At 71.8% G+C, this 24,023-nt stretch carries 11 protein-coding genes; 7 read left to right on the top strand and 4 right to left on the bottom strand.

Features of this window, described 5'->3' with window-relative positions; genetic code table 11:
- Positions 1-37: 37 nt before the first annotated feature.
- Positions 38-2,455 carry an acylase gene (locus tag WME96_RS45085; protein WP_437287714.1) on the bottom strand — a complete coding sequence of 806 codons (2,418 nt, stop codon included), beginning with the start codon at positions 2,453-2,455 and terminating at the stop codon, positions 38-40.
- Positions 2,456-2,576: 121 nt separating this feature from the next.
- On the opposite strand from WME96_RS45085, the gene WME96_RS45080 reads away from it, so the two are divergent.
- The 5 genes from WME96_RS45080 to WME96_RS45060 all read left to right on the top strand — a co-directional run bounded on the left by WME96_RS45080 (position 2,577) and on the right by WME96_RS45060 (position 11,102).
- Positions 2,577-3,278 carry a hypothetical protein gene (locus tag WME96_RS45080; protein WP_437287713.1) on the top strand — a complete coding sequence of 234 codons (702 nt, stop codon included), beginning with the start codon at positions 2,577-2,579 and terminating at the stop codon, positions 3,276-3,278.
- Between the two features lie 74 nt (positions 3,279-3,352).
- On the top strand, positions 3,353-7,390 hold the full coding sequence (locus WME96_RS45075) for a serine/threonine-protein kinase (RefSeq protein WP_437287712.1): 4,038 nt from the start codon (positions 3,353-3,355) through the stop codon (positions 7,388-7,390).
- A gap of 645 nt (positions 7,391-8,035) precedes the next feature.
- On the top strand, positions 8,036-8,887 hold the full coding sequence (locus tag WME96_RS45070) for a hypothetical protein (protein WP_437287711.1): 852 nt from the start codon (positions 8,036-8,038) through the stop codon (positions 8,885-8,887).
- A gap of 126 nt (positions 8,888-9,013) precedes the next feature.
- The gene (locus WME96_RS45065) at positions 9,014-9,796 is read left to right on the top strand and encodes a helix-hairpin-helix domain-containing protein (RefSeq protein ID WP_437287710.1); all 783 of its coding nucleotides are present in this window, start codon (positions 9,014-9,016) and stop codon (positions 9,794-9,796) included.
- Between the two features lie 82 nt (positions 9,797-9,878).
- Positions 9,879-11,102, top strand: a complete 1,224-nt coding sequence (locus WME96_RS45060) for a hypothetical protein (RefSeq protein WP_437287709.1) — start codon at positions 9,879-9,881, stop codon at positions 11,100-11,102.
- A gap of 42 nt (positions 11,103-11,144) precedes the next feature.
- Here WME96_RS45060 and WME96_RS45055 read toward each other — a convergent pair whose 3' ends face one another.
- Entirely contained in the window at positions 11,145-13,679 is a 2,535-nt protein-coding gene (locus WME96_RS45055) for a protein kinase domain-containing protein (RefSeq protein ID WP_437287708.1), read from the bottom strand.
- Between the two features lie 467 nt (positions 13,680-14,146).
- Between WME96_RS45055 and ggt the strand changes: the two genes are divergently transcribed.
- Both ggt and WME96_RS45045 read left to right on the top strand, forming a co-directional pair.
- A complete protein-coding gene (gene ggt / locus WME96_RS45050; RefSeq protein WP_437287707.1) occupies positions 14,147-15,973 on the top strand; it encodes a gamma-glutamyltransferase in 1,827 nt (608 codons plus the stop codon).
- Positions 15,974-16,443: 470 nt separating this feature from the next.
- Positions 16,444-21,399, top strand: coding sequence for an AAA family ATPase (locus tag WME96_RS45045; protein WP_437287706.1), 4,956 nt, complete (start codon positions 16,444-16,446; stop codon positions 21,397-21,399).
- 70 nt (positions 21,400-21,469) lie between these two features.
- On the opposite strand, the gene WME96_RS45040 is transcribed toward WME96_RS45045, so the two are convergent.
- Together WME96_RS45040 and WME96_RS45035 are read right to left on the bottom strand one after the other, a co-directional pair.
- Positions 21,470-22,459, bottom strand: coding sequence for a terpene synthase family protein (locus tag WME96_RS45040; protein ID WP_437287705.1), 990 nt, complete (start codon positions 22,457-22,459; stop codon positions 21,470-21,472).
- A 113-nt stretch (positions 22,460-22,572) separates the two neighbouring features.
- Positions 22,573-23,766 carry a cytochrome P450 gene (locus WME96_RS45035; RefSeq protein ID WP_437287704.1) on the bottom strand — a complete coding sequence of 398 codons (1,194 nt, stop codon included), beginning with the start codon at positions 23,764-23,766 and terminating at the stop codon, positions 22,573-22,575.
- Between the last annotated feature and the right edge of the window lie 257 nt (positions 23,767-24,023).

The following is a 24,023-nucleotide window of genomic DNA, read 5'->3' as shown; positions in this document are numbered from 1 at the left end:
TGGCGGCGCGGCGCGTGCGCCGCGGACCGCGCGCGGCTCAGCGGGGTCCGCCGATCTCCTTCACGACGAGGTCGGGGTCGGCGGCGATGTCCTTCTCCGTGAACAGCACCGGCCGCCACGCCTTCCGCGAGAACAGCTCGGTCTGGTCCGCGAAATGGGGCGACGCGGGGTCGGTCGACTGCGAGTAGCTGAGCAGCGCCTCGGCGCGCGGGCCGCCGGTCGTGTGCTCGACGGCCATCACGAAGCTCGTGCCGAAGTTGATCGGGTACCCCGCGGTGGTGAGGCCCGTCGTCGGGTTGACGAGCTCGCCGGTGTTGAGCCTGGGCAGGAGGGTGCTGTTCGGGGCGGTCGGCAGGTGGGTCACGACGTTGGCGACCCCTTCCATGCCGAGCCCGCCGTGGATGGGGATGGCGTCGTCGCCCTTGTTCGTGAACTGCGCCTCGCCGAGCGGCGTGCTCGGGTCGAACCCCGCCTGCGCGAGCGCGCGCGTGGCCTCGGCCAGCGCCACGAGGATCGGATCCGGGCCCTCGGCCGGCGGCTCGACGAGGTCGCGGGGGGTCTCGAGCGGGTCCTTGGGGTCGAACGGCTGAGCGTAGAGCTTGCCCGCGTCGACCATGGCCGCGCTCGTGAACCGCCCGAGCAGCTCGCGCCACACGATCGCGCCGACGCTCTCCAGGTCGAGCCGGCCGTCCCACGACGCCAGCGCGAGGCACGCGCCGGCGACGTCGACCGCCTCGCCCTCGAGGTCGACCGGCGCCGCGCCGTCGCAGCGCTCGGCGACCTGCGCGCGGAGGCGCTCCGCCGTGATCCCCCGGTTGCTCAGGATGGCGGCCTCGAGCTCGTCGCGCGAGAAGAGGCCGTCCTCGCCCGCGGCGGCGCCCTCGCCCTCCTCGGTGAGCAGGAGGAGGTTCATGCGGGTGCGCGCCGAGATCGGGGCGCCCGGCGTGCCGAAGAGCGCCGGATACCCGGTGAGCGGCTCGGCGGGGTTCGTGAGCCACGGCGTGTCGTTGGCGTTCATGACGAAGTCGGTCCGCGCGAGCGACGGCAGGTCGCCCCACGGCACGAGCGCGCCGGCGCCCTGCGTCTCCACCCACGCGTCGCGCGCCGTGCTCCCGTCGAGCAGCACGATGCCGGAGCGCGCGAGCAGCCCGGTGAGGCCGTCGCGCTGCAGCGCGCGGTCGTAGGCGCTCACCGCCTCGGCGCTCAGGTGGGGCACGCGCGAGGCGTCCATGAGCAGGGCCTGCCCCTCGGCGTCCACCGCGGTCGTGAACACGAACGGGATGCCGCGCAGCTCCTCGTGCGCGCGCCGGAGCTCGTCGAGGCTCGTCGCGCGATCCATCCGGAGCCACTGGTCGAGGGCCGTCACGTTGTCCTCGTTGGCGTCGCGCACGGTGAACGCCTGCTCGGTGGACCAGCCGAGGACCGAGGCCCCGAGCATCGGGCCGAGGTGGCTCCGGTACATCACCCGCGACACCTGCTCGAGTGATCCGCTGTCGGCCAGGACATCGATGGTGTGCTCGCGGCGCTCCATCGGCCGGCGCTCGCCCTCGTGGACGTAGACCGTCGGGTCGTCCGGATCGAGGGTGAGCCGGTAGACCGTGAAGTGCTTCGCCGGCGAGACCGTGTGCGTCCACGCGACGTGCTCGTTGAAGCCGATGTTGATGACCGGCAGCCCCGTCAGGGACACGCCGTACACGTCGAGCTGCCCGGGGATGGTGAGGTGCGCCTCGTGGAACCTGAGCTCTCCTTCCCAGGGGAAATGCGGGTTCGCGACGAGCATGCCGCGGCCGCCCTCGGCGCGATCGCGGCCGATCGCCCAGGCGTTGCTCCCGAGGCCGAGCCGGGTGAAGTCCGGGAGATCGATCGCGCGCTCGCGGGCCTCCTCGCCCGAGGCGTCCGGCGGCGCGGCGCGGCGGATGAAGTCGAGCAGCTGCAGGCTGCCGGCGAACATGTTCACGTGGACGTAGTACGCGGCGAGATCCGCGGCGCTGATCGGCTTCACCCACGCCGCGCCGGCGCAGGGGGCGGGCAGGCCCTGGGGGCCGGCGTCGGCGAGGTAGCGGTTGTAGCCCGCGGCGTACCCCTCGATGAGCGCCCGCCCGTCGGCGGACACGCGCTCCAGCATGCGCTCGCCGCGCTCGACGACGCCCAGCGTGAGGTAGCTGAAGTCGCTGTCGATGTTCGCGTCCCCCTCGCCGGGGCCGAAGGTCTTCGCGCGCTCGCTCCGCACCTTCACGATCTGATCGGCGAGCGTGCAGACGAAGTCGCGCGCGCCGGCGTAGCCGAGCCCGAATCCGATGCTGCCGATGTCGTCGGCGAGGATGTGGGGCACGCCGTGGCTGGTCCAGCGGATGGTCGCCTGATAGTCGACCGGCGCCGGCCGCACGCCGGATTCGTCGCCGCACGCGGCCAGGAGACCCAGGCAGCTCAGCCCAGCGATGATTCTACCGTACATGGAACGATCCTCCTCGCGCCGGGATCTGCGCGGGGGAGAGATACTCCAGGGGAAGTCGGGACGATGTGAAGAATTCGATGGCGGCGGGCGGCGGGCACGGTTGATGGAAGCCGTCGCCGCTGTGCAATGCGCGCTCGCCCCCGCCCCGCAGGACGCGCCGCCGCGCGCGGGCGATGCGGCGCGCGGCGCTCGCGCGGCCGCCACGGCGGCGGCGGTGCTCGTGTCCCTCCTGCTCGCCTCCGGCTGCGTCCGCGAGGCGGCGAAGGAGGCGACCAGCGGCACCCTCGAGGCGCTCGAGCGCGGCGCGCGCGACGCAACCGGGGCAGCCGACCGATCGGCGGGAGCGCCGGCCGAGGGCGCGCCGCAGCGCGAGCGCCCGCTCGTGGGCGCGATCGTCCATGACGCGGTCCGGGCGGGCGCGGCGGAGCTCGGGCGGCAGGCGGGGACGCTCGAGCCGGTGATCGCGCAGACCAGCGAGGCCGTGAGCAGCGCCGTGGTCCAGGGCGCCCTCCAGCACGACCGGGAGCTCGTCACCCTGGTCGAGCGGGGCTCGGGCGCGGCGGCGAGGGCGGTGGCGCGCGAGGGGACGGCGGAGCTGGTGGAGCAGATCGCGGGCTGCCCCCCCGGGGACCCGGGCTGCTCGAGCGCGGCGATCGAGCGGGCCAGCCGCGCCGCGGCGACGGGCTTCGCCGACGGCCTGGGGCGGGCGATCCAGCCGTGGATCATCGGCCTCGCGTTCGGCGGGGGCTTCCTGCTCGCCGCGCTGATCGCCGTCGCCGTCGCCGCGATCACGAGGCGACACGACCGACCCGCCGCGCCGTGACGCGCGCCGCGCCGCGCCGCGCGCGCCCCGCCGTGGATCTTCGCGCGCTCAGGGCGCCGTGATACGCGCAGGCGATGACGCCGGGGCAGCGGATCGCGGGCCGCTTCGAGCTCGAGCGCCAGGCGGGCGCGGGCGGCATGGGCGCCCTCTACCGCGCCGTCGACCTCGAGACCGGCGCGCCGGTGGCGGTGAAGATCCTCCACGGCGCGCAGGAGGCCGACCTCTCGCGGTTCGCCCGCGAGGCGAGGATCCTCGACCAGCTCACCGACCCCGCGGTGGTCCGGTACATCGCGCACGGCACCACCGGGGCCTCGCGGCCGTACCTCGTGATGGAGTGGCTCGAGGGCGAGGACCTCGCCGCCCGCCTCGCCCGCGCCGAGCTCTCGGTGGCCGAGAGCCTCGCGCTGGTCGGGCGCATGGCGGGGGCGCTCGCCGCGGTGCACGCGCTCGGCGTCGTGCACCGCGACATCAAGCCGAGCAACATCTTCCTCTGCGACGGGCGCGTCGAGCTGGCGAGGCTCATCGACTTCGGCATCGCCCGGCCGCAGCGCGCCACGGCGGTCGTCACGCGCACCAACGCCGCCGTGGGCACGCTCGGCTACATGGCCCCGGAGCAGGCGCGCGGGAGCGCGGGCGTCGACGCGCGCGCGGACGTGTTCGCGCTCGGGTGCGTGCTGTTCGAGTGCCTCACGGGCCAGCCGGCCTACGCGGGCGACAACCCGATGGCGGTGCTGGCCAAGCTGCTGCTCGCGTCGCCGCCGCGGGTGCGCGACGAGCGGCCCGAGGTGCCCGACGAGATCGACGCCCTCGTCGAGCGCATGCTGAGCCGGGAGCCCGCGAGGCGGCCCGCGAGCGGCGCGGCGATCCTGGCCGAGCTCGCGGCGATGAGCCCGCTCACGCCGGAGCAGGGCGCGCTCCGGGCGCCCGAGAGCCGCGCCGCGCCGGCGCTGACCGCGGGCGAGCAGCGGTTCCTGTCGGTGCTGCTCGCCGGCGGCGAGGACGGGGAGGACGGCGCCAATCCGGCGGCGCCGCGCGCCGTCGCCGCGGTCCCGGAGCGCGCGGAGCACGGCCCGCCCGCGGCGGACCCGTCGACGTGGACCCTGGTCGCGGAGATGCCGGCGGTCGCGGCGCCGGACAGCGCGGAGCTCGCGCTGCGCACCCTCGTCGCGGATCACGGCGGGGGGTTCGATCGCCTCGCCGACGGGACGTGCGTGGTGACGTTCCTGAGCGCGGGCGCGCACGACGGCCAGCGGTCATCCAGCGCCGGCAGCACGGGCGGGACCGCGACGGATCACGCCGGCCAGGCCGCCCGCTGCGCGCTCGCCATGCGGTCGCTCCTGCCGCGGGCGCCGATCGCGCTCGCGACGGGGCGCGGCCGGCTGCGCGGGCGCTCGTCCGCGGGCGAGGCGATCGACCGCGCCGCCTTTCTCGTCGAGGACGCGCGGCGGGCCCGCGCGGCGGGCGAGGAGGCCCCGGCGATCCGCGTCGACGCGCTGACCGCGGGGCTGCTCGAGAGCCGGTTCGAGATCGATCGCGCCGCCGGAGGAGCGGGGCTGCTCCGGGGCGAGCGGGCGGCGCCCGAGGCGGCGCGCACCCTGCTCGGCAAGCGGACGCCCTTCGTCGGGCGGGATCGCGAGCTGCGCGCGCTCGAGGACCTCCTCGACGAGTGCGTCGAGCAGCCCGTCGCCCGCGCCGCCGTCGTGACCGCGGGCGCGGGCGTCGGGAAATCGCGGCTGCGCAAGGAGCTCGAGGAGCGCGTGGATCGTCGCGACGTCCCGGTCGAGATCTGGCTCGGCCGCGGCGAGCCGATGCGCGCGGGGGCGCCGTTCGGGCTGCTCGGGCAGGTCGTCCGGCGGTGCGCGAGGATGCAGGATGGCGAGCCGCTCGAGGCGCGCCGGCAGAAGCTCAAGGACCGCGTGGCCCGGCGCGTGGCCGAGGGGGACCGCGGCCGGGTGGCCGAGTTCCTCGGGGCGATGGTGGGGACGCCGTTCCCGGACGAGGAGAGCGTGCAGCTCCGCGCCGCGCGGCGCGATCCGGTGCTGATGGGCGACCAGCTCCGCCGCGCGTTCGTCGATTTCCTCGACGCCGAGTGCCGCGCGCAGCCGGTCGTGCTGCTGCTCGAGGACCTGCACTGGGGCGATCAGCCGTCGCTCGAGTACGTCGGCGCGGCGCTCCGGCTGCTCGCCGACCGGCCGCTGCTCGTGGTGGGCTTCGCCCGGCCCGAGGTCGACGATCTCTTCCCGCGGCTCTGGGCCGACGCCGAGGCCACGACGATGCGCCTCGGCGCGCTGCCGCAGCGGCCGTGCGAGCGGCTCGTACGCGAGGTGCTCGGCGCGGCGGCGGACGACGCCACGGTCGCGCGCGTCGTGGCGCGCGCCGCGGGGAACGCGTTCTTCCTGGAGGAGCTCGTGCGCGCCGTGGCCGAGGGGCGCGGCGATCACCTGCCCGACACGGTGCTCGCGATGGTGCAGTCGCGGCTCGAGGGGCTCGCGCCCGAGGAGCGGCGGGCGCTGCGCGCGGCGTCGGTGCTCGGCCAGGTGTTCTGGCGGGGCGCGGTCCAGGCGCTGCTCGGCGGCGAGGCGCGCGCCCCGGCGCTCGACGCGTGGCTGTCGGGCCTCGCGGCGCGCGAGTGGATCGCGCGCCGCACCGAGTCGAGCCTGCAGGGCGAGGTCGAGTACGGCTTCCGCCACGCGCTCGTGCGCGAGGCGGCCTACGACATGCTCACCGACGAGGACCGCGCGCTCGGCCACCGGCTCGCGGGCGGCTGGCTGGAGGCCGCGGGCGAGCACGGCGCCGCGGTGCTGGCCGAGCACTTCGAGCGGGGCGGGGAGCTCGGCCGGGCGGCGAGCTGCTACGCGAGGGCCGCGGAGCAGGCGCTCGCGGGCAACGATCTCGGCGGGGTGGTCCGCTCGGCGGACCGCGCGATCCGGTGCGGCGCGGACGGCGAGCTGCTCGGGGCGGTGTCCCTCGCGCGGGCGGAGGCGCACCGCTTCCGCGGCGAGCTCGACGACGCGGAGCTCTGGGCGACGGAGGCGCTGGCGCTGCTGCGCGAGGGCAGCCCGGGGTGGTACGCGGCGCTGAAGGTGGCGACGACGGCCGCGCTCAAGCGGAGCCGGACGGAGCGGGTGCCCTCGCTGCTGGCGGCGCTGATCGCGCGGTGGTCCGACGAGGCGCCCGAGCCGGCGCAGGTCGCCGCGGTGGCGTGGGCGGCGGCGCTGCTGTTCCTGACGGGCAGGTACGCCGACGCGGGGTCGCTGATGGCGCGCGTCGCGCCGGTGGCGGATCGGTTCGCCGGGGATCCGCAGATCGCCGGCACGATCGCGTGGAGCCTGGCGACGGCGGCGCTGTTCGTGGAGGGCGACCTCAACCGGCACCGGGCGCGGCTGGAGGAGGCGATCGCGTGCTTCGACCGGTCCGGGGATCTGCGGGGCGCGTGCGGCCAGCGCGCGAACGCAGGGTTCGCGTGCAACGAGCTCGGCGCGTACGGCGAGGCGGCGGCGCTCCTGCGCGCGTCGCTGTCGGACGCCGAGCGGATGGGGCTGCGCAACATCGCGGCCTCGGCGCGGCAGAACCTCGGGGTGGCGCTCGGGCGCCTCGGCGAGCTGGCGGAGGCGCGCGCGGTGGAGGCCGAGGCGGTGCGGTCGTTCGCGGCGATGCAGGAGCCGCGGATGGAGGGGGCGTCGCGCGCGTACCTGGCGGGCATCCTGCTGTCGGCCGGCGACGTCACGGGGGCGGAGGCCGAGGCGCGCCGCGCGGTGGCGATGCTGGAGGTCGCGAGGCCGCTCTTGCCGTACGCGCTCGCGACGCTCGCCGACGCGCTGCTCGCGGGCGGGCGGCGGGACGAGGCGCTCGCCGAGGCGCGCCGGGCGGCGGAGATCCTGAAGGAGATCGGGCAGTTAGAGGAGGGCGAGGCGCTGGTGCGCGTCGTCCACGCCGAGGCGCTCTGGGCGACCGGCGACCGGGAGGGGGCGCGGGCGGCGCTCGCGGAGGCGGAGGCGCGGATCGAGGAGCGGGCGGGGAAGATCGCCGATCCGGCGTGGCGGGCGAGCTTCGTGGAGCGGGTGCCGGAGCACGCGCGGACGGCGGCGCTGCGGGGGGCGTGGTCGGCGTGAGGTGAAGGGGGGCCGCGCGGCAGCCGGCGCGGCGAGCGCCCTGGCGAGCTGGCGCGGTCCCCCCGAGGGTGTCTCCGGGGGGTTCCGCGACGAGGGCTGCGGGCAGGGACGGAGGCGCGACGGTCACCTCGGCTTTCCGCGCAGCTCACCGCGGACCTCCTCGTCAATGTACGCCAGCCGCGTCCATGGGCCGATCAGGGTGAGGCCGCGTCCACTGGTGAACGTCGTTGCCTCAGCGCAGGCCGCGCATGCGCCGACGCGCTCCATGACGGGGCATTGGCGGACACCGGCATCAGACTTCCACGCTGTCACGTCTCCACCGCTCGGACGATTTCGACACGAGATGCAGGACGCCGCCGGAATTACGTTGATGAAGAGCTCACGAATCCATCTACATGACCGAGCTCGACCTATCGCCTCCTGCACATGCTGCCTGACTCCGCACTCGCCTTGCTGCGCGTGAACACCTCAGGTCCTCACGGCAACGCACAAACGCAAATCAGCCAATCCTCGTGTCCGTAAATCTAAGTAGGAGCCAGCCGCTTCTCCTCGGCGCCGCCCCCCGGGCAGGCACGCCCTCGTGAGACGCATTCTCTGCTGGCCCGGCCGAGAGGACCCCTCATGCCATCGATGATCCATGAAGCCATGCTCCAACTCTTCCGCAACCGACCCGAGCTGGCGGCCGAGGTGCTCCGCGACGCCCTCGGCGCGCCGGTGCCCCGGTTCACCGAGGCTCGCGTCGAGCCGGCCGATCTGACCGAGGTCGTCCCCGTCGAACACCGCGCGGATCTGGTGGTGCTCCTGCTCGACGGCCGGCCTGTGCTCGGGGTCGTTGTCGAGGCGCAGCTCGGTCGCGATCCTGACAAGGAGTACGCCTGGCCGTCGTACCTCGTGGCCGTACGCGCGCGCTACCGGTGTCGGGCGTGCTTGCTGGTCGCGACCACCAACGAGGCGATCGCCGCCTGGTCCGCCGAGCCGATCGATCTGGGCCCGCCGGACTGGGTGCTCAGGCCGTACGTGCTCGGCCCCAGCGCCGTCCCGGTCGTGACCGAGCCGGCCGATGCCCGAGCGCGGCCCGAGCTCGCGGTGCTCTCGGCGATGGCGCACGGCCAGAGCCCAGCCGGCCTGGCGATCGCGACGGCTGCACTGACGGCGGCTGCCGGGCTCGATCAAGAGCGGCAGGACCTGTACCTCGACGTGGTGCTATCCTCTCTGAACGAGGCAGCGAGGCGGAGTCTGGAGGAGAAGATGAAGAGCGGATACGAGTTTCAGAGCGATTTCGCGCGCAGCTACGTGGCCAAGGGGCGACAGGAGGGGCGGCGAGAAGGGGAAGCGAACGCCGTGCTCAAGGTGCTCGAAGCGCGCGGCCTGGAGATCCCGCCGGAGGTCCGCGAGCGCGTCCTCGCCAGCACCGACATGACCGAGCTCGACCGATGGCTGCGCCGCGCCGCGGTCGTCACCGAGGCCGGCGATCTCCTCGACACGGCCAGCTCCTGACGACGTCCTGAAGCCTCCCGCCCCACAGCCGCGGGCTCGCCGGGCGCGCCATCGACGTCGCGCGGTGGCACCCCACCTTCCGACTGGCACCCTCCGGCGCTACATGCCGCTGGAGGAGGCGCGACCATGGCGAAGGCACCGCGCGACCCGCGCATCGACCTGAACAACGCAACCTCGGAGGAGCTCGAGGCCATCGAGGGCATCGATGGCGAGCGGGCCCGGCTCATCATCGAGCACCGGAGCGAGCGCGGCACCTTCCGGAGCTGGGAAGACGTGCTCAGCATTCCGGGGATCGACAGCGTGCTGCTCGGCAAGCTCCAGGAAGGCAGCTCGCTGGGCGCCGCGGCCGTGTCACCAGCGGAGGGCGCCGGCGATGCCGCAGGAGCAGGCGCCGGGACGGCCCCGGGCTCCGCGAAGAGGCCGCGCTCCGAAGGCGGGGGGGAGATCGGCGATATGACAGCCCTGGAGCAGATCGTGGGGTTGATCCTGCTCGACATGGCGGCCGCCGAGGCGTACCGCGTGGCGATCGCCGCCTGCACGACGCCGGAGATCAAGAGACAGCTCGAGGCGTTCCGGGGAGACCACGAGCGGCACGCGCGCGAGCTCTCGGACGCGCTCGGCGCCTCGCTGCCGGATCAACCCGATGAGCGGGGCCAGTGCATTCGACGTTACACCGAGCTATCGGCCCGGGAGGAGCGGAGTGCCCTCGTCGCCATGCGCGGCAACGAGGAGCTCACGAACGACGCGTATGCCTCGGCGCTGGGGAGCGATCTGCCGGACGACGTCCGGCGCATGGTGGAGGCGAACTGGCAGGACGAGCGGCGCCACATCCGCTGGATCAACGAGGAGATCCGGACCCACGGCTGGGAGCTGCCGGAGGTGCCGGCGGCGCTGGCCGAGGCCGCCTGACGCGCGATCGGCGAGGCGCGGCTTGTGACGCCCCACGCCGGCGGAGTAAGCTCGCGCGAGCTCGGCCGAGCTCGCGCGAGAAATGGGCTCTCGAACCAAGGGAACGCGCGGCGGTGGTCCTCCTCCCGCTGCCGTCGTCGACGAGGACGAGGTCGACGACCTCTACAAGAAGCCGCTCGGCGACTTCACGCGAGCCCGCGACGACCTGGCGAAGCGCCTGCGGCAGGCCGGCGACAAGGCCGCTGCGGAGCGCGTGAAGGCGCTGCGGCGGCCGACGGCGGCGGCCTGGACCATGAACCAGCTCGCGCGCCGGTACCCGCAGCGCGTGGAGGCCCTGCTCGACGCGGGCGAGCGGCTGCGCGAGGCCCAGCGGGGGGCGCTCGCGCCGGGCGGCGCGCAGGAGCTGAGGGAGGCGAGCCAGAGCCACCGCGCGATCGTCAATGAGCTGCTGCGCGCGGCGCCGGCGCTCTTCGCGGAGGGCGGTTACAGCGAGAAGGGCAATCCGATGGATCGCCTGCGGGACTCGCTGCTTGCGACCCCCACCGCGAGCGCATCGGATCTGGAGCTGCTCGCGCAAGGGCGGGTATCGGGGGAGATCGAGCCGGGGGATCTCTCGGATATGCTCGGGCTGCTGCGCGGGCGGCCGTCCGAGAGGCCCGCCGAGGCCGATGACGAGGCAAAGGCAGACCGCGGGCGCAAAACACGGAAGGCCGAGGCGCCGCCGCCGGCAAAGAGGCGTGAGGTCAGGAAGGCGCCGGAGAAGCAGCGGAGCGCGGCCGAGGAGCGCGACCGCGAGGAGAACCGCTCCGCAAAAGAGCGCGAGAAACAGCGCTCCGCAAAGGGACGCGACCGCGAGGACCAGCGCTCCGCCAAAGAGCGCGAGGAGCAGCGCTCCGCAAAGGAGCGCGAGCAAAAGGCCCGGCGCGCGGCCGAGGAGCGCGAGCAAAAGGCGCGTCTCGAGGCCGGAGAGCGAGAGAAGAAGGCGCAGCTCGCGGCAGAGAGGCGCGCGCGAAAGGAGCGGCTCGCGGCGGAACAGCGCGAGCAGAAGGCGCAGCTCGCCGCGGCGGAGCGGGAGCGGGATCGAGCGAGCCGTGAGGCAGGTCGCGCCGCCAAGGAGGCGGATCGCTTGACCAAGGAAGCCGCCAGGATGAGCCGCGCCGCCGAGAAGGCCGAGGAGGCCGCCCGGGCGGCGAGGAAGCGCGCGGACGAGGTCGAGCGCAGGGCCGCGGAGGCACAGCAGAAGGCGGCCGACAGCGCGGGCCACCTCGAGGCTGCAGAGGACAGGCTCGACCGGCTCGGCCGTTGAAGCTACCGCTCGGCCGTTGAAGCTACCGCTCGGCCGTTGGAGCTACCGCTTCTTCGACCGCGCCTTCGGCGGGGCCGTCGGCTTGATATCGATCGTCGTCGCCGCCTGGCAAGGCACCTGCGCTGTCACACCCGCGCTGGCCCACTCGGGGAACTTCGTCTTCCCGGGCCGGCCGACACGCACGAAGAAGCGGCCGCAGCGCACGACAAGCGGCTCGTTCACCGGCCCTGCATACTTGCCGGTCACATACACACCACCCGCCTCGGGGAACCCCACCGTGAGCACCCCCTGCCCCTTGGGCACCGTGGCCGGGTTGATCCCCTCGCGCGCCGCGCTTGCCGCTTCCTTCGCAGCGGCCTCCTTCGCCGCCGCCTCCTTCGCCGCCGCCTCCTTCGCAGCGGCCTCCTTCGCCGCCGCCTCCTTCGCCGCAGCGGCCTCCTCCTTCGCAGCGGCCGCCTTCGCAGCGGCCTCCTCCTTCGCAGCGGCCGCCTTCGCAGCGGCCTCCTTCGCCGCCGCCTCCTTCGCCGCAGCGGCCTCCTTCGCCGCCGCTTCCTTCGCCGCAGCGGCGTCCTTCGCCGCCTGCGCCTTCCCCGCCGGCCCCCGCTTCGTGGGCGTCGACGCGCTCGGCGCCGGCGCCGCCGTCGCGAGCGGCTCGGCCACCGGCGCTTGCGCCGCCACGGCCTGCTCCACCGGCGTCACGACCACCGGCGGAGGCCGCTCACGCCGCGCGACGTAGATCCAGAGCGCCGCCACCACCGTCGCCGTGATCGCCGACACCGCGATCGTCCCGGCCGGCGACAGCGAGCGCGGCGCCTGCCACGGCAGCGTCGGCGCTCGATGGCGCCGCAGCGGCGAGCCCGCCGGCGGCGACGAGTCCGCCGCAGGGCCGCCCAGGACCGCCGTGCTCGGGTACGGCACGCCCCCGGGCGGCGTCAGCCCCGACGCGCCGCCGCCGACAGGCACGATCACCCCAGCCGGCGTCAGGCCCGTCGTCGCCATCGGCACGGTCACGCCGGACGGCGTCACCGGCGAGTTGGACGGCGGCTTCAGCGGCGGCGGACCGAAGTACGGCGGCGCGAGATCCGCCGGGAGCGCCGGCGGCGGGCCGAAGCGGATCGCCTCCGGGATCACCGACGTCGACGGGCCGAAGCGGGTCGACGGGGCGCTCATGCCCGGCGTCGTCGCGTCGTCCTCCTCGAACGTCGGCTCGACCTCGGGCAACGTCGCCAGCCCGCCCCCCGCCAGCACCTCCTCGGCCGCCGCCGCGTCGCGCTCCGCCGCGCGCTTCGACGCCTCGTACAGCCGGCCGAACGTCTCGCGATCCGGCAGCGCGGGCTTGCGCCCCTCGGCCCCCTTCGACTGCGGCGGCCCCTGGTCCGCCGGCACCGGGATCGTGATCGGCTCGGGCGCCGGCGCGCCGATCGACGCCTTGCCGCCCTGCCGCGCGGACCCCGCCAGCGCCTCGGCCGCCGCCGCCGTGGGCGGCGCGGTCTTCGCCTGCGCGCCGCCCACGCCGGGCCGCAGCCTCGCCGCGCCGCCGTCCCTGCCCGGCGGATCCTTGGCGAACAGATCCTTCGCGAGCCGCTTCGCGGCGTCGGCCGCGGGCCTCGCCGTCTGCCCCCCCTTGCCCTTGACCGGGATCGTCGGCCGCCGGTCCTCCTCGGGATCCGCGTCCTCGATCTCGATCGTCGCGTGCGCGGACTGCACGCGCGTCACGAGCTCGGCCTTGCCCTTCTCGGGGCGCGCGACCTTCGCGAGCGCCTGCTCGATCTCCTGGGAGGTGATCTTCCGGTCGTCCGGCGACTGCGCCAGCGCCGTGTCGAGCAGCGCCACGATCGGGCGCGGGATCTCGGGGCGGATCGACGCGATCGGGGGCGGGCGCGTCCCGTCCGCCGACGGCTGCCGCCCCGAGAGCAGCGACCAGAGCAGCAGCCCCACGCCGTAGATGTCGGCCTTGACGGTGACGCGCTCGGCGCGCGACTGCTCGGGCGCCATATAGCCCGGCGCCCCCTTGACCACGCCCGCGATCGTGTCCGGCGTGCGCCCGAGGATCTTGCCGATGCCGAAGCCCGTCAGGCGCACCTGCCCGTCCCACCCGATCACGATGTTGTCCGGGTGCAGGTTGCGGTGGATGATCGGCGTCGGGCTCCCGTGCTCGTCGGTCGCCCCGTGCGCGTGCGCGAGCGCGCCGGCCACGCAGTGGACCAGGTAATAGACCGCCGCGTCCGCGAGCTTCTGCTGCCGCGTCGCGAGGTGCTGGAGCAGCCGATTGAGGCTCACGCCCTCGACGTGCTCGAGCACGAGCGCGAGCCGGCCGGAGTGCTCGAAGAAGTCGAACATCCGCACGATCGCCGGGTGGTTCAGCGTCGCGCAGATCGACGCCTCCCGCGCGAGCTCGTCGGCGAAGCGCGGGTCGCCCTCGGCGGTATTCGGGACGAGCTTCAGCGCGCAGACGCGGCGAAACCCGAGCGGGCCGTCCAGCCGCCCGAGATAGACGCTGGTGGGCCCAGAGCCGGCCAGGCGCCGGAGGATCTTGTAGGCCCCAATCGTCTCGGGAGCGGGCTCCGTCGGAAACATCCGGGGCCGATCATACCCAAGCGCGGCGAAGCCCCCAAGCCAACGACCAACACGGATCATTTCGCGGCGCCGAGGGGCGCCCCCGGGCTCCTCGGTAAGACGCCATGCTCCACGCGCCCTGTACGGAGCGTCGCTCTCCTGTTCGCCAGAGCGCGGTACGGCTGATCAGCAGAAACACGAACAGCGGTGACGGATTACGGAGCAGGGCGCGCCGCGGGACCCGGCCCGAATCCTGGCGGAACCGCGCGCATCCGCGCCGCGCGCCCCGCGCGCGAGGCGCCGGGCGCGCCGAGGAACCTGCGCGCGCTTCACGGGTGCGCGCGCTGTCGCGGTGGAGAAACCGGGGGCCGCCGCGGGCCGTCGGCCCGCCTTCCCGCGGGCGAGTCGGCCCCGGAGGGCCGGCCGCGCTCGCGCGGCTGCGCCTCCGGCTTTCGAGCGGCGCTGGGCCTGGGTTATAAGCCGCGGCGATGAAGCTCCGCGCCTGGCATCGACTGCTCGCCGTCGTCCTCCTCGCCGGGTGCGAGGCTGCCGTCCCGCCCGCGCCGCCCGCGCCGCCGCCGCCCCCGCCGCCGAGCGCCGCCGCCCCGGCGTCCGCGCCCGCGCCGGCCGCGCCGGCCGCGCCGGCGTCGCGGTTCCCGGCCGGGTGGCCGTACCCGGAGGGCGCGCCGCCGGTGCGCGGCCCCTCGATGGTGTCGAGCGACGCCGCCCTCGCCACGAGGGTGGGCGCGGACGTCCTCGCCTCGGGCGGCAACGCGGTCGACGCGGCGGTCGCGACCGCGTTCGCGCTCGCCGTGGTGCACCCGACCGCGGGCAACCTCGGCGGCGGCGGGTTCATGGTCGCGCGGCTCGGCGACAAGGAGCACGCGCTCGACTTCCGCGAGACCGCGCCGGCCAGGGCGACCCACGACATGTACCGGGGCAAGGACGGCAAGCCCACGGAGAGCTCGCGCGTCGGCCACCTCGCCGTCGGCGTGCCCGGCAGCGTGGCAGGGCTCTGGGAGGCCTACGACAAGCTCGGCTCGAAGAAGAAGACGTGGGCCGAGCTCATCGCGCCCTCGATCCGCCTCGCGAAGGAGGGCTTCCCTGTCGACGAGAACTTCGCGACCACCGTCAAGGCGGCGTCGGCCAAGCTCGCGCGCTTCCCGGCGTCGGCCGCGCTGTTCCTGCCGGGCGGCGCGCCGATCGAGATCGGCGCCACGTGGAGGTCGACCGAGCTCGCTGCGACGCTCGAGCGCATCGCCGAGAAGGGGCCCGCGGGCTTCTACGAGGGCAAGACGGCGGAGCTGCTCGTCGCGGAGATGCGGCGGGGCAAGGGCCTCATCACGGCCGCGGACCTCAAGAGCTACAAGGCGAAGTGGCGCGAGCCGATCGTCTTCGAGTACCGCGGGCGCCGCGTCGCCTCGATGCCGCTCCCGTCGTCGGGGGGGCTCGCCCTCGCGATGATCGCGCACCAGCTCGAGGGGCTCGACATCGCCAAGCTCGGCTGGCACTCGGCGTCGCACGTGCACGTTGTCGCCGAGGCGATGCGGCGCGTGTTCCTCGCGCGCAACGAGATCCTCGGGGACCCCGATTTCGTGAAGAACCCGGTGGAGGAGCTGCTCTCGGTCGCGTGGGCGGAGAAGCAGCGCGCCACGATCTCGCCGGACCGCGCGACGCCGACCGAGGAGCTCGCCCGCGGCGCGGCGGTCAAGGACTCGGGCGGCCGCGGGCCGCACACGACGCACTTCTCCGTGGTCGACGCGCAGGGCAACGCCGTCGCGCTCACGACGACGCTGAACGGCTGGTACGGCGCCGGGGTGACGGTCACCGGCGCGGGCTTCGTGCTGAACAACGAGATGGACGACTTCGCCGCCGTGCCCGGCACCGCGAACCAGTTCGGCCTGGTGCAGGGCGAGGCCAACTCCATCGCGCCCGGCAAGCGCATGCTCTCGTCGATGTCGCCGACGATCGTGACCGGGAAGGACGGGCGCGTGGAGCTCGTGCTCGGCGCCGCGGGCGGCCCGACGATCCTCACGGCGGTGTTCCAGATCCTCTCGAACGCGGTCGACTTCGGCTTCGACGTGACCACGGCGGTCAACGCGCCGCGCTTCCACCAGCAGGACTACCCCGACAAGCTGTTCATCGAGAAGGGCGGCTTCCCCGCCGAGCTCCAGCAGGCGCTCGGCGCGATGGGCCACGCGTTCGACGAGCGCGGGCACATCGCCGACGCGCCGGCGATCGGCCGCGAGGGCGCCGGGTTCGCGGGCGCGCGGGAGCCGCGGCGGCCGGGCTCCGAGGCGGCGGCCGGGAAGTAGCCGGCGCCCGCCCGCGGGGAGACCGCGCTGCCGGCGCCGCCCGGGCCCGGCGGGCGCGACCATCGACGCGCGCTGTCGCCACGGCGCGGCAGGCGTGAATCGGCGGTGCAGCACGCCGGCTCATTTCACGACGCCGATTCGCGTCCTCTCGATGACGCATTGAGGCACGATCGCGTCGCCGCTATCGGGATATTCCTTAAGGGAGCTCCCAGCGTCGGGTGCACCTGAGATCGCGCGATCCGCGCGCCGGGCGGCGCCGCGGTTCGACCTTGACATGCGGCGCTCGTTTCGATTGCTTACTTTCGTGCCTTGCCGAGCACGCTCGCTCCTCGACGGCCCGCGCGTGCGTCCGCCGACGCAGCCGACGGCCGTGCGCCCGACGAGCAGCCATGTGCAGGGACCGGCATCTCGACGCCGGCCGATGGTCGCGTCGGGGTAGATAGCCTGGTGAGCCGAGGGGGATAGCTGTCATGGTCGACCTGTTGCATCACGAGTTGCTCGACACGTTGCACGACGGTTCTCGCAGCAGCGTTTACCTCGGTCGCAAGAAGAGCACGGGCAAGATGTGCGTCATCAAGGTTGCCCGGAAGGGTGTCAACGGCACCCGCAACGTCGCCGTCCTCAAGCGCCAGTACGAGATCACGAGGCACCTCGACCTCGACGGGGTCGTCAGGGTCTACGACCTGGAGGTCCGCCTCGACTACGCCGCGCTCATCATGGAGTACTTCGTGGGCCGCTCGCTGCGGGCGATCATCGACGAGGGCGAGGGCGTCGAGCTCGCGCGCGCGGTGAGGATAGCGCTCCAGCTCGCGGACACGCTCGGCGCCATTCACGAGCGGAACATCATCCACAAGGACGTCAAGCCGAGCAACATCATCGTCGATCACGACGTGAGCACGTCGAAGCTCACGGACTTCTCGATCGCCTCGCTCCTGCCGGGGGAGCGGGCGGCGGTGTACGACCCGTGGTCACCCGGCGAGGGCACGCTGCAATACATCTCACCCGAGCAGACGGGCCGGATGAACCGGTCGATCGACTTCCGCTCGGATTACTACTCGCTCGGCGTCACGCTTTATGAGCTCACGACGCGCCGCCTCCCCTTCGAGACGACCGACCCGCTGGAGCTCGTGCATCATCACATCGCGAAGACGCCGGTCGCTCCGCACCAGATCCGCCCGGAGATCCCGGAGGCGCTCTCCCGGGTCATCATGAAGCTGCTCTCGAAGACCGCGGAGGAGCGTTACCAGAGCATCTTCGGCCTGAAGGCGGATCTGAGGGCCTGCCTCGACATGCTCGAGAATGGGGTGCCCGCGGTGGACTTCGTGCCGGGGCGGATGGACAGGTCCACGAGGCTCCAGGTGTCGCAGAAGCTCTACGGCCGTCAGGAGGAGGTCGACACGCTGATGGCGGCCTTCCGGAGGATCAGCGCGTCCGGCGCGGCGGGGGAGGGCCGGTCGGAGCTCGTGCTCGTGGCCGGCTACTCCGGCGTGGGCAAATCGGCGGTGGTGAGCGAGATCCACAAGCCGATCGCGAAGGAGGGCGGCTACTTCGCGGCCGGCAAGTTCGACCAGTTCACGCGCAACGTGCCGTATGCGGCCGTGATCACGGCGCTGCGGGAGGTCGTCCGGCAGCTCCTCACGACGAGCAAGGACGAGATCGCCGACTGGCGGGCCAGGATCGCCGCGGCGGTCACCCCGAACGGGCAGGTGATCGCCGAGGTTATCCCGGAGATCGAGCTGATCATCGGCAAGCAGCCGCCGGTACCCGCCCTCGGATCCATGGAGACACGGAACCGGTTCAACCTGACGTTCCGCAACTTCATCGGGGCGATCGCGCTGAAAACGCGGGCGCTCGTGCTGTTCCTCGACGACCTCCAGTGGGCGGATACGGGTTCGTTGAACCTCATCGAGGTCCTCGTGCGGGACCCGGACATCCGTCACCTGCTGCTGATCGGGTCGTACAGGGACAATGGCGTGGACGACGCACACCCGCTCCGGGTGACGCTGAGCGCGCTCGACAAGGGCGAGGCGGTCGTGAGCACGATCGCGCTGAAGCCGCTCGCGCGCGAGCACGTGAACGAGCTCGTCTCTGACTCGCTCGGCACCCCTCGAGAAGACTGCCGCCCGCTGTCAGACATCATCTTTGCCAAGACTGACGGAAACCCGTTCTTCGCCATCCAGTACCTGGAGAGCCTCTGCCGCGAGGGGCACCTGCGCTTCAGCTCGGAGACGGGCGCCTGGCGGTGGAACATCGCCGACATCGAGAGCATGGGTGTGGCGGACAACGTCGTCGACCTGATGATCCGCCGGATCCAAGGCCTGGCGAGGCCGACGCAACAGGTCCTCGAGCACGCCGCGTGCATCGGCAATCAGTTCGACCTGAAGTCCCTCGCGCTCCTCCATCAGAAGGACCTGCGCGCCACCGACGAGGACCTCTGGGATGCGCTCGACGCGGGGCTCGTCGTGCCCGTCGACAGCGACTACAAGATCGCGCGCTTCCTCGACGACGCGGACGGGAGCTCGGTCACGTTCAAGTTCCTCCACGACCGCGTACAGCAGGCAGCCTACAAGCTGCTCAGCGAGGGCGAGCAGAAGAGGATCCACCTGGAGCTCGGGCGGCTCCTTCTCAAGGAGGCCCCGGCCGAGTCGATCGAGGAGCGGATCTACGACATCGTGATGCACCTCAACATGGGCGCCGAGATGATCGTGGACAGGCAAGAGCGCCGCGAGGCCGCGGCCCTCAACCTGAGGGCCGGCCAGAAGGCCAGGCGCTCGACGGCGTACGGCCCTGCAGTGCAGTGCCTCCGCGCCGCCGCGGCCTTCCTGCCCGCGGACTGCTGGGAGACGGCCCACGATCTGTCGCTCGCGGTCTACACGGACCTCGTCGAGCTCGAGTACCTGACGATCAACTTCGATCGAGCCGAGTCGTGCGCCCAGATCGTCGTCGACCACGCCAGGGACGTCCTGGAGAAGCTCCGGGTCTACGAGACACGCATCCAGTTCTACATCTCGCAGAATCGCATGCCGGAGGCCATCGACGTGGCGCTGGGTGTGCTCACGATGCTTGACATACCGACGTGTCAGGCACCGCCGGCGAACGTCAGCGTCGCCCGGCTGGCGCAGCTCCCTCCCCTCTCCGACCAGCGGATGGACGCGGCGATTCGCATCCTGACCACCGTCAACCCGGCCGTGTACCTCGCCAGGCCGGCCCTGTTCCCGACGAACGCGTTCACCATGGTGGACATCTGCATGCGACACGGCAACTCGCCGCTCGCAGCGCTCGCCTACGCGACGTACGGCGTCATCCAGTATTTTGCCGACAAATTCGACGAAGCGTTCGACCTCGGACAGCTGGCGATCCGGCTGACACACCAGTTCCGCGCGGTCGAGCTGGAGTGTAAGATCCATGCGACCGTGCACGTCCTCATCCATCACTGGAAGCGGCACCTTCGCGAGACGCTCGAGCCGATGCGCCACGCCGTCCAGGTCGGCCTGGAGACGGGCGACATCGAATATTCCGTCTACAGCTCGGTTCATCACTCGGTGCACTCGTTCTTCGTGGGAGAGGACCTCGCCACGACCGAGCTTCGAATGAAGCTCTCGGAAGAGCTGTCCCAGAAGCTGAACAACCAGTATTCCCTCTATGCCTGCAAGATCTGGCGACAGCTCGTACACAGCTTGAGAGATGCGTCGGCGGAGAGGCTGGGGCTCGTGGGTGACATCTTCGACGAGACCACGATGATCCCCTTGCTGGGGCAGAGCAGGAACTCCATGTTCTCGCTGTATCTGGCGAAGGGCATGCTCCTGTACTACTTCGACGATCCGAAGCGAGCCTACAATTGCCTCCTGGCAGCCGAGGAGTACCAGGACGCGGTCGGCGGCATGATCATCGTCCTCGAGCACAATTTTTACCGCTCGCTCTCGGCCCTGGCCGCGCTGGATGGGCTGGCGGAGGACGAGCGACAGGCCGTGATCGCGACGGTCGACGCAAGCCAGCGCAGGCTCGCGCTGTGGGCGCGCTCTGCCCCGGAGAACGGCGCGCACAAACACGCGCTGGTCGGCGCCGAGCTGGCGCGGGTCAAGCAGGACGTGGTCGAGGCGATGGAGCTCTACGACCGCGCCATCAAGGGAGCTCGGAAGGCTGGATACATGCAGGAAGAGGCGCTGGCGTGCGAGCTGGCGTCGTCGTTCTACCGCGAGCTGGGCCGGCACGAGATCGCTCAGCATTACATGACGATGGCCTATCGTGGCTACGCGCTGTGGGGGGCCGGCGGGAAATGCCAGAGCCTCGTCTCGGCATTTCCTGAGCTCATCCTCGAGGGGACGCCCGAGCAGCCAGACTCGGTCACGGTGACTTCAAGCCACGAGGGGGCGAAGCTGGACCTCCTGAGCATCGTCAAGGCCTCGCAAGCCCTGGCGAGCGAGATCGTCCTCGAGAGACTGCTGGATAGCTTGATGACGATCGTGCTCGAGAACGTCGGCGCGCAGTCGGGCGTGCTGGCGCTGGCGCGCGGCGACGCGCTCTTCGTCGAGGCCGAAGGGACCGTGGAGCCGAAGCACGTCAGCGTGCTCAAAGGAGCTCCCATGAACGCGTTCAACAAGGTCCCGCTGTCCGTGGTGAGCTACGTGCAGCGCACGCTCAAGAGCGTGGTGATCGACGACGCGACGAAGGAACCCAGGTTCTCGTCCGATCCGTACATCCGCGACAACCGACCGAGGTCGCTGATGTGCTCGCCGATCATACGGCAAGGTCGGCTGGTTGGCGTATTCTACCTCGAGAACAACCTGTCGACCAGCGCGTTCTCGAAGGACCGCCTCGAGATCTTGAGCCTGCTCTCAACGCAGGCCGCCATCTCCATAGAGAACGCGAAGCTGTACGAAGATCTGGAGCAGGAGGTCGCGGCGCGCACCGACGATCTACGCATGTCGAATGAGCAGCTCCGTGCCCTGAACGACAGGTTGCAAATAGAGCTCGCCGAGCGCGTCCGTCTGCAGGAGGAGCGCGTTCAGATGCAGGAAGAGATCATCCGCAGCCAACGGGACCGCCTGCATGAGCTGTCGACGCCGTTCATCCCCATCACCGACGAGATCATGGTGATGCCCATCATCGGGACCGTCGATGACAGGCGGGCAGCGCAGATGATCGAGGCCGCGATGCAGGGCGTCGCCGCCAGCTCTGCGAAGGTCGTGATCGTCGACGTCACGGGCGTCCAGAGCGTGGACACGAGCGTGGCGAGCAGGTTGATGAGCCTGGCCCAGGCGGTGGGCTTGCTGGGGAGCCGGGCGATCCTGACCGGCCTGCGGCCTGCGGTGGCGCAGAGCTTGGTCGCGCTCGGGGTGGATCTCGGATCGATAGAGACGCGGGCCAACCTCAAGGCCGGCATCGCGTATGCCATGAAGCGCACCGCGGCCAGATTGCACGCGTGAAGAGCGCGAGCCCACCTCGGGCACGGTGAGCAGGGCGCCCCGCCTCCCCGACGCGTGACGCTCGTCGACGTCATCCGGCGTGCGCGACGATACCCCCCAGCGCCGAGTAGCGGAGCGCCGCGAGCGCCCAGCGCTGATGCCCCGCGATCATGGCGTCGGTCGCGTCCAGGTATTGACGGATGCCGCTCGCGGACCACGACGAGAGCACCTTTTCCTTGACTTCCTGGTACTCTGCAACCCGGTCATCATGCATTTGCCGTAATCGCGCGCTAGCCTCGTCGAGCGTGAGCCCTCCCTCATCCCGAAGAACGATGATCAGGTTGTGCACCTCGCCCGACCTCAGCTCCTTCTCGAGCGAGAAGTGATCATTGGTCCAGCAGAGAATATCGTTACATATCTCGCGCACCCGTTGAAGCTGCGGGTGCTGTACCACCTCCAGCGGCAGCGGTTGATCGAGCAGCAGCTCGATCAGATCACAGTAAGGATATACAGCTCCGCTGTATCGTCGCATCATGATGTATTCATCGATGCTCGGCACTCTCCGCCGCATACGGTTGTTCGCTTCCCATAGGTTGGCCTCGTAGTAGTACTGGAAATGGGACAGCCAACGGTTCAGGAAGAAGTGGGGATGGCCCCCCTTGATACGATCGCGGATGTCCAGCAACCCGCGCGTCAAAGGGTCATCCCTGTCCGGCTCGACGTACCCGAAGAGCTCGCCCAGGTACCTCTCGTTGAGCCGCGCGACGGCCTCGGGATCGTCGCTGAGCTTGCCCTCGTCATAAGCGTCGTCCAGGAGGAACAACACGGCTGTGAAATCCGAGGCCAGCTGCAGGGTCTGCACGCTGGCCGAAGGGAACACCCAGGCCGCCAGGTGCGCGCCCTTCGCTGCCTTGACGCGCGAGAGCGCTCGAGCGTCGGTCGCCAGCCGCAGGCGGCGAACCCAGTGCAACGTGCGGCGTTCGACGACGTCGACCTTGGGATGGCACGACGCAGTAAACGGGTACTCGAAGTGATCAGCGGTGTTCTTGGGTACGACGATGCTGCTTCGATCGGACGACATCATGGACTCCATCGCGAACGGCGGGCCTCCTGCCCGTGTGCCGAGAGCGCGGGACGGCGCCTCGCGGCGTGTGCGGAACGGTTTGCGGTGAGCTGCGACGCGCGACGGTCACGTCAAGCGGCGAGCACCTCGATGGGGAGCGCCCGCGGGCAGCGCGTGTTGAGGGCCGAGTTCCACTCGAGGCGCTCCGTGCGGAGCTCGATGCGTCGGCATCGGCGCAGGAGCTCCTCCATCACGATACGGGCCTGAGTTCGAGCCATCAGGGCGCCGAGGCAGTAGTGGGCGCCGTGGCCGAACGCGAGGCTGCCCTGAGCCGGCCGCGCAGGGTCGAAGCGGTCGGCGTCCTGGAAGCGCGTCTCGTCGCGGAGGCCCGAGCCCAGCAGCAGCGCCACCATGGCGTGGGCGGGCAGGCGCACGCCGCCGAGCTCCGTCTCGGCGAGGGTCAGCCGCATGGTGACATGCACCGGCGGCTCGAAGCGCAACACCTCCTCGATGAAGCGCGGGATGAGCGCGGGCTCAGCGCGCAGGCGATCCATCCACTCGGGACGTTGAGACAGGATCAATACCATGTGGGTCAGCAGCGTCTCCGTGGTCTCCAGCCCCGCCACCAGCATCAGCAGGAGGAAAGCGATCACGTCCTTGTCCGTGAGCACGACGTCGTTCACGCGTGTTCGGAGGAGCTCGCTCACCAGATCGCTCCCCATCCGCTGACGGCGGCTCGCGAGCAGCTCCTGCATGAACGTCTCCATCTCGTCGATGGTCCGGCGCACCTCGTCGAGCCGCGCATGGTCCTCCGGCGAGGTGGTTCCGACGCTGACCATGTCGACCGTCCAGCGAACAAACTGCTTCTCCAGCGATGGATCGAGGCCCATCAGCCGGACAAGGGCACGGATCTGCGCGCGGCATGCGAATTCGGAGATGAATTCAGCCCTGCGGCGTCGCACCAGCTCGTCGACGAGCCCCGCGGCCGTGGAGCGCATGTGCGGCTCCATCGAGCTCACCGTGGCGGCCGTGAAGGATCGATTGATGAGGTTGCGGAGCTGCGTGTGCCGCGGCGGGTCTGCGAGGATCGGGGAGTCAGACAGCGGGTTGTGACGCCCGAGGTGGGGGGGCTCCGTGGCGGCGCGCATCCCCGCGGACGAGAACACCTGCGGGTTCTTGAGGGCCGCCTGGATATCATCATACCGACTTACCGCCCATAGTCCATGAGGATCCACCTGGCACACCGGCGAATTGCGGCGCAGCTCCGCATAGAATGGATACGGGTTCTCTCGAACGTCGGGGGCAAACAAGTTCAATCGACTCATCGCACTCTTCCTGTGGCGTGGGAGGACGCAGCCGCGGCTCGACGGCGGCGCACATTGACCGGCCTGCTGGATCGCAGCCCGTCAGATAGCGTCATCTGGAAGCGCCATGGAGATAGAGCGACCCCCTCTCGAGAGCCGCTCTTTCTAGGCGCCAGGAAGAGCACAATCGTCGTCGCAGGACGCATCTCTGCGATGCTCCAGCGCGTCGTTTCCTGGACGCATCGCTCGCCAGCAGGCCACAACGCAGCCGCTACGCG

The organism is Sorangium sp. So ce406 (assembly GCF_051474675.1).
GTDB classification, from domain to species: domain Bacteria; phylum Myxococcota_A; class Polyangia; order Polyangiales; family Polyangiaceae; genus Sorangium; species Sorangium cellulosum_G.
This window is presented reverse-complemented; position numbering and strand designations above follow the sequence as displayed.

Bases quoted from the DNA above. Each gene is read 5' to 3' on its own strand.
- WME96_RS45085 (WP_437287714.1), bottom strand. From the start codon at position 2,455: ATGTACGGTAGAATCATCGCTGGGCTGAGCTGCCTGGGTCTCCTGGCC.
- WME96_RS45075 (WP_437287712.1), top strand. From the start codon at position 3,353: ATGACGCCGGGGCAGCGGATCGCGGGCCGCTTCGAGCTCGAGCGCCAG.
- WME96_RS45070 (WP_437287711.1), top strand. From the start codon at position 8,036: ATGCTCCAACTCTTCCGCAACCGACCCGAGCTGGCGGCCGAGGTGCTC.
- WME96_RS45065 (WP_437287710.1), top strand. From the start codon at position 9,014: ATGGCGAAGGCACCGCGCGACCCGCGCATCGACCTGAACAACGCAACC.
- WME96_RS45060 (WP_437287709.1), top strand. From the start codon at position 9,879: ATGGGCTCTCGAACCAAGGGAACGCGCGGCGGTGGTCCTCCTCCCGCT.
- WME96_RS45055 (WP_437287708.1), bottom strand. From the start codon at position 13,679: ATGTTTCCGACGGAGCCCGCTCCCGAGACGATTGGGGCCTACAAGATC.
- ggt (WP_437287707.1), top strand. From the start codon at position 14,147: ATGAAGCTCCGCGCCTGGCATCGACTGCTCGCCGTCGTCCTCCTCGCC.
- WME96_RS45045 (WP_437287706.1), top strand. From the start codon at position 16,444: ATGGTCGACCTGTTGCATCACGAGTTGCTCGACACGTTGCACGACGGT.
- WME96_RS45040 (WP_437287705.1), bottom strand. From the start codon at position 22,459: ATGTCGTCCGATCGAAGCAGCATCGTCGTACCCAAGAACACCGCTGAT.
- WME96_RS45035 (WP_437287704.1), bottom strand. From the start codon at position 23,766: ATGAGTCGATTGAACTTGTTTGCCCCCGACGTTCGAGAGAACCCGTAT.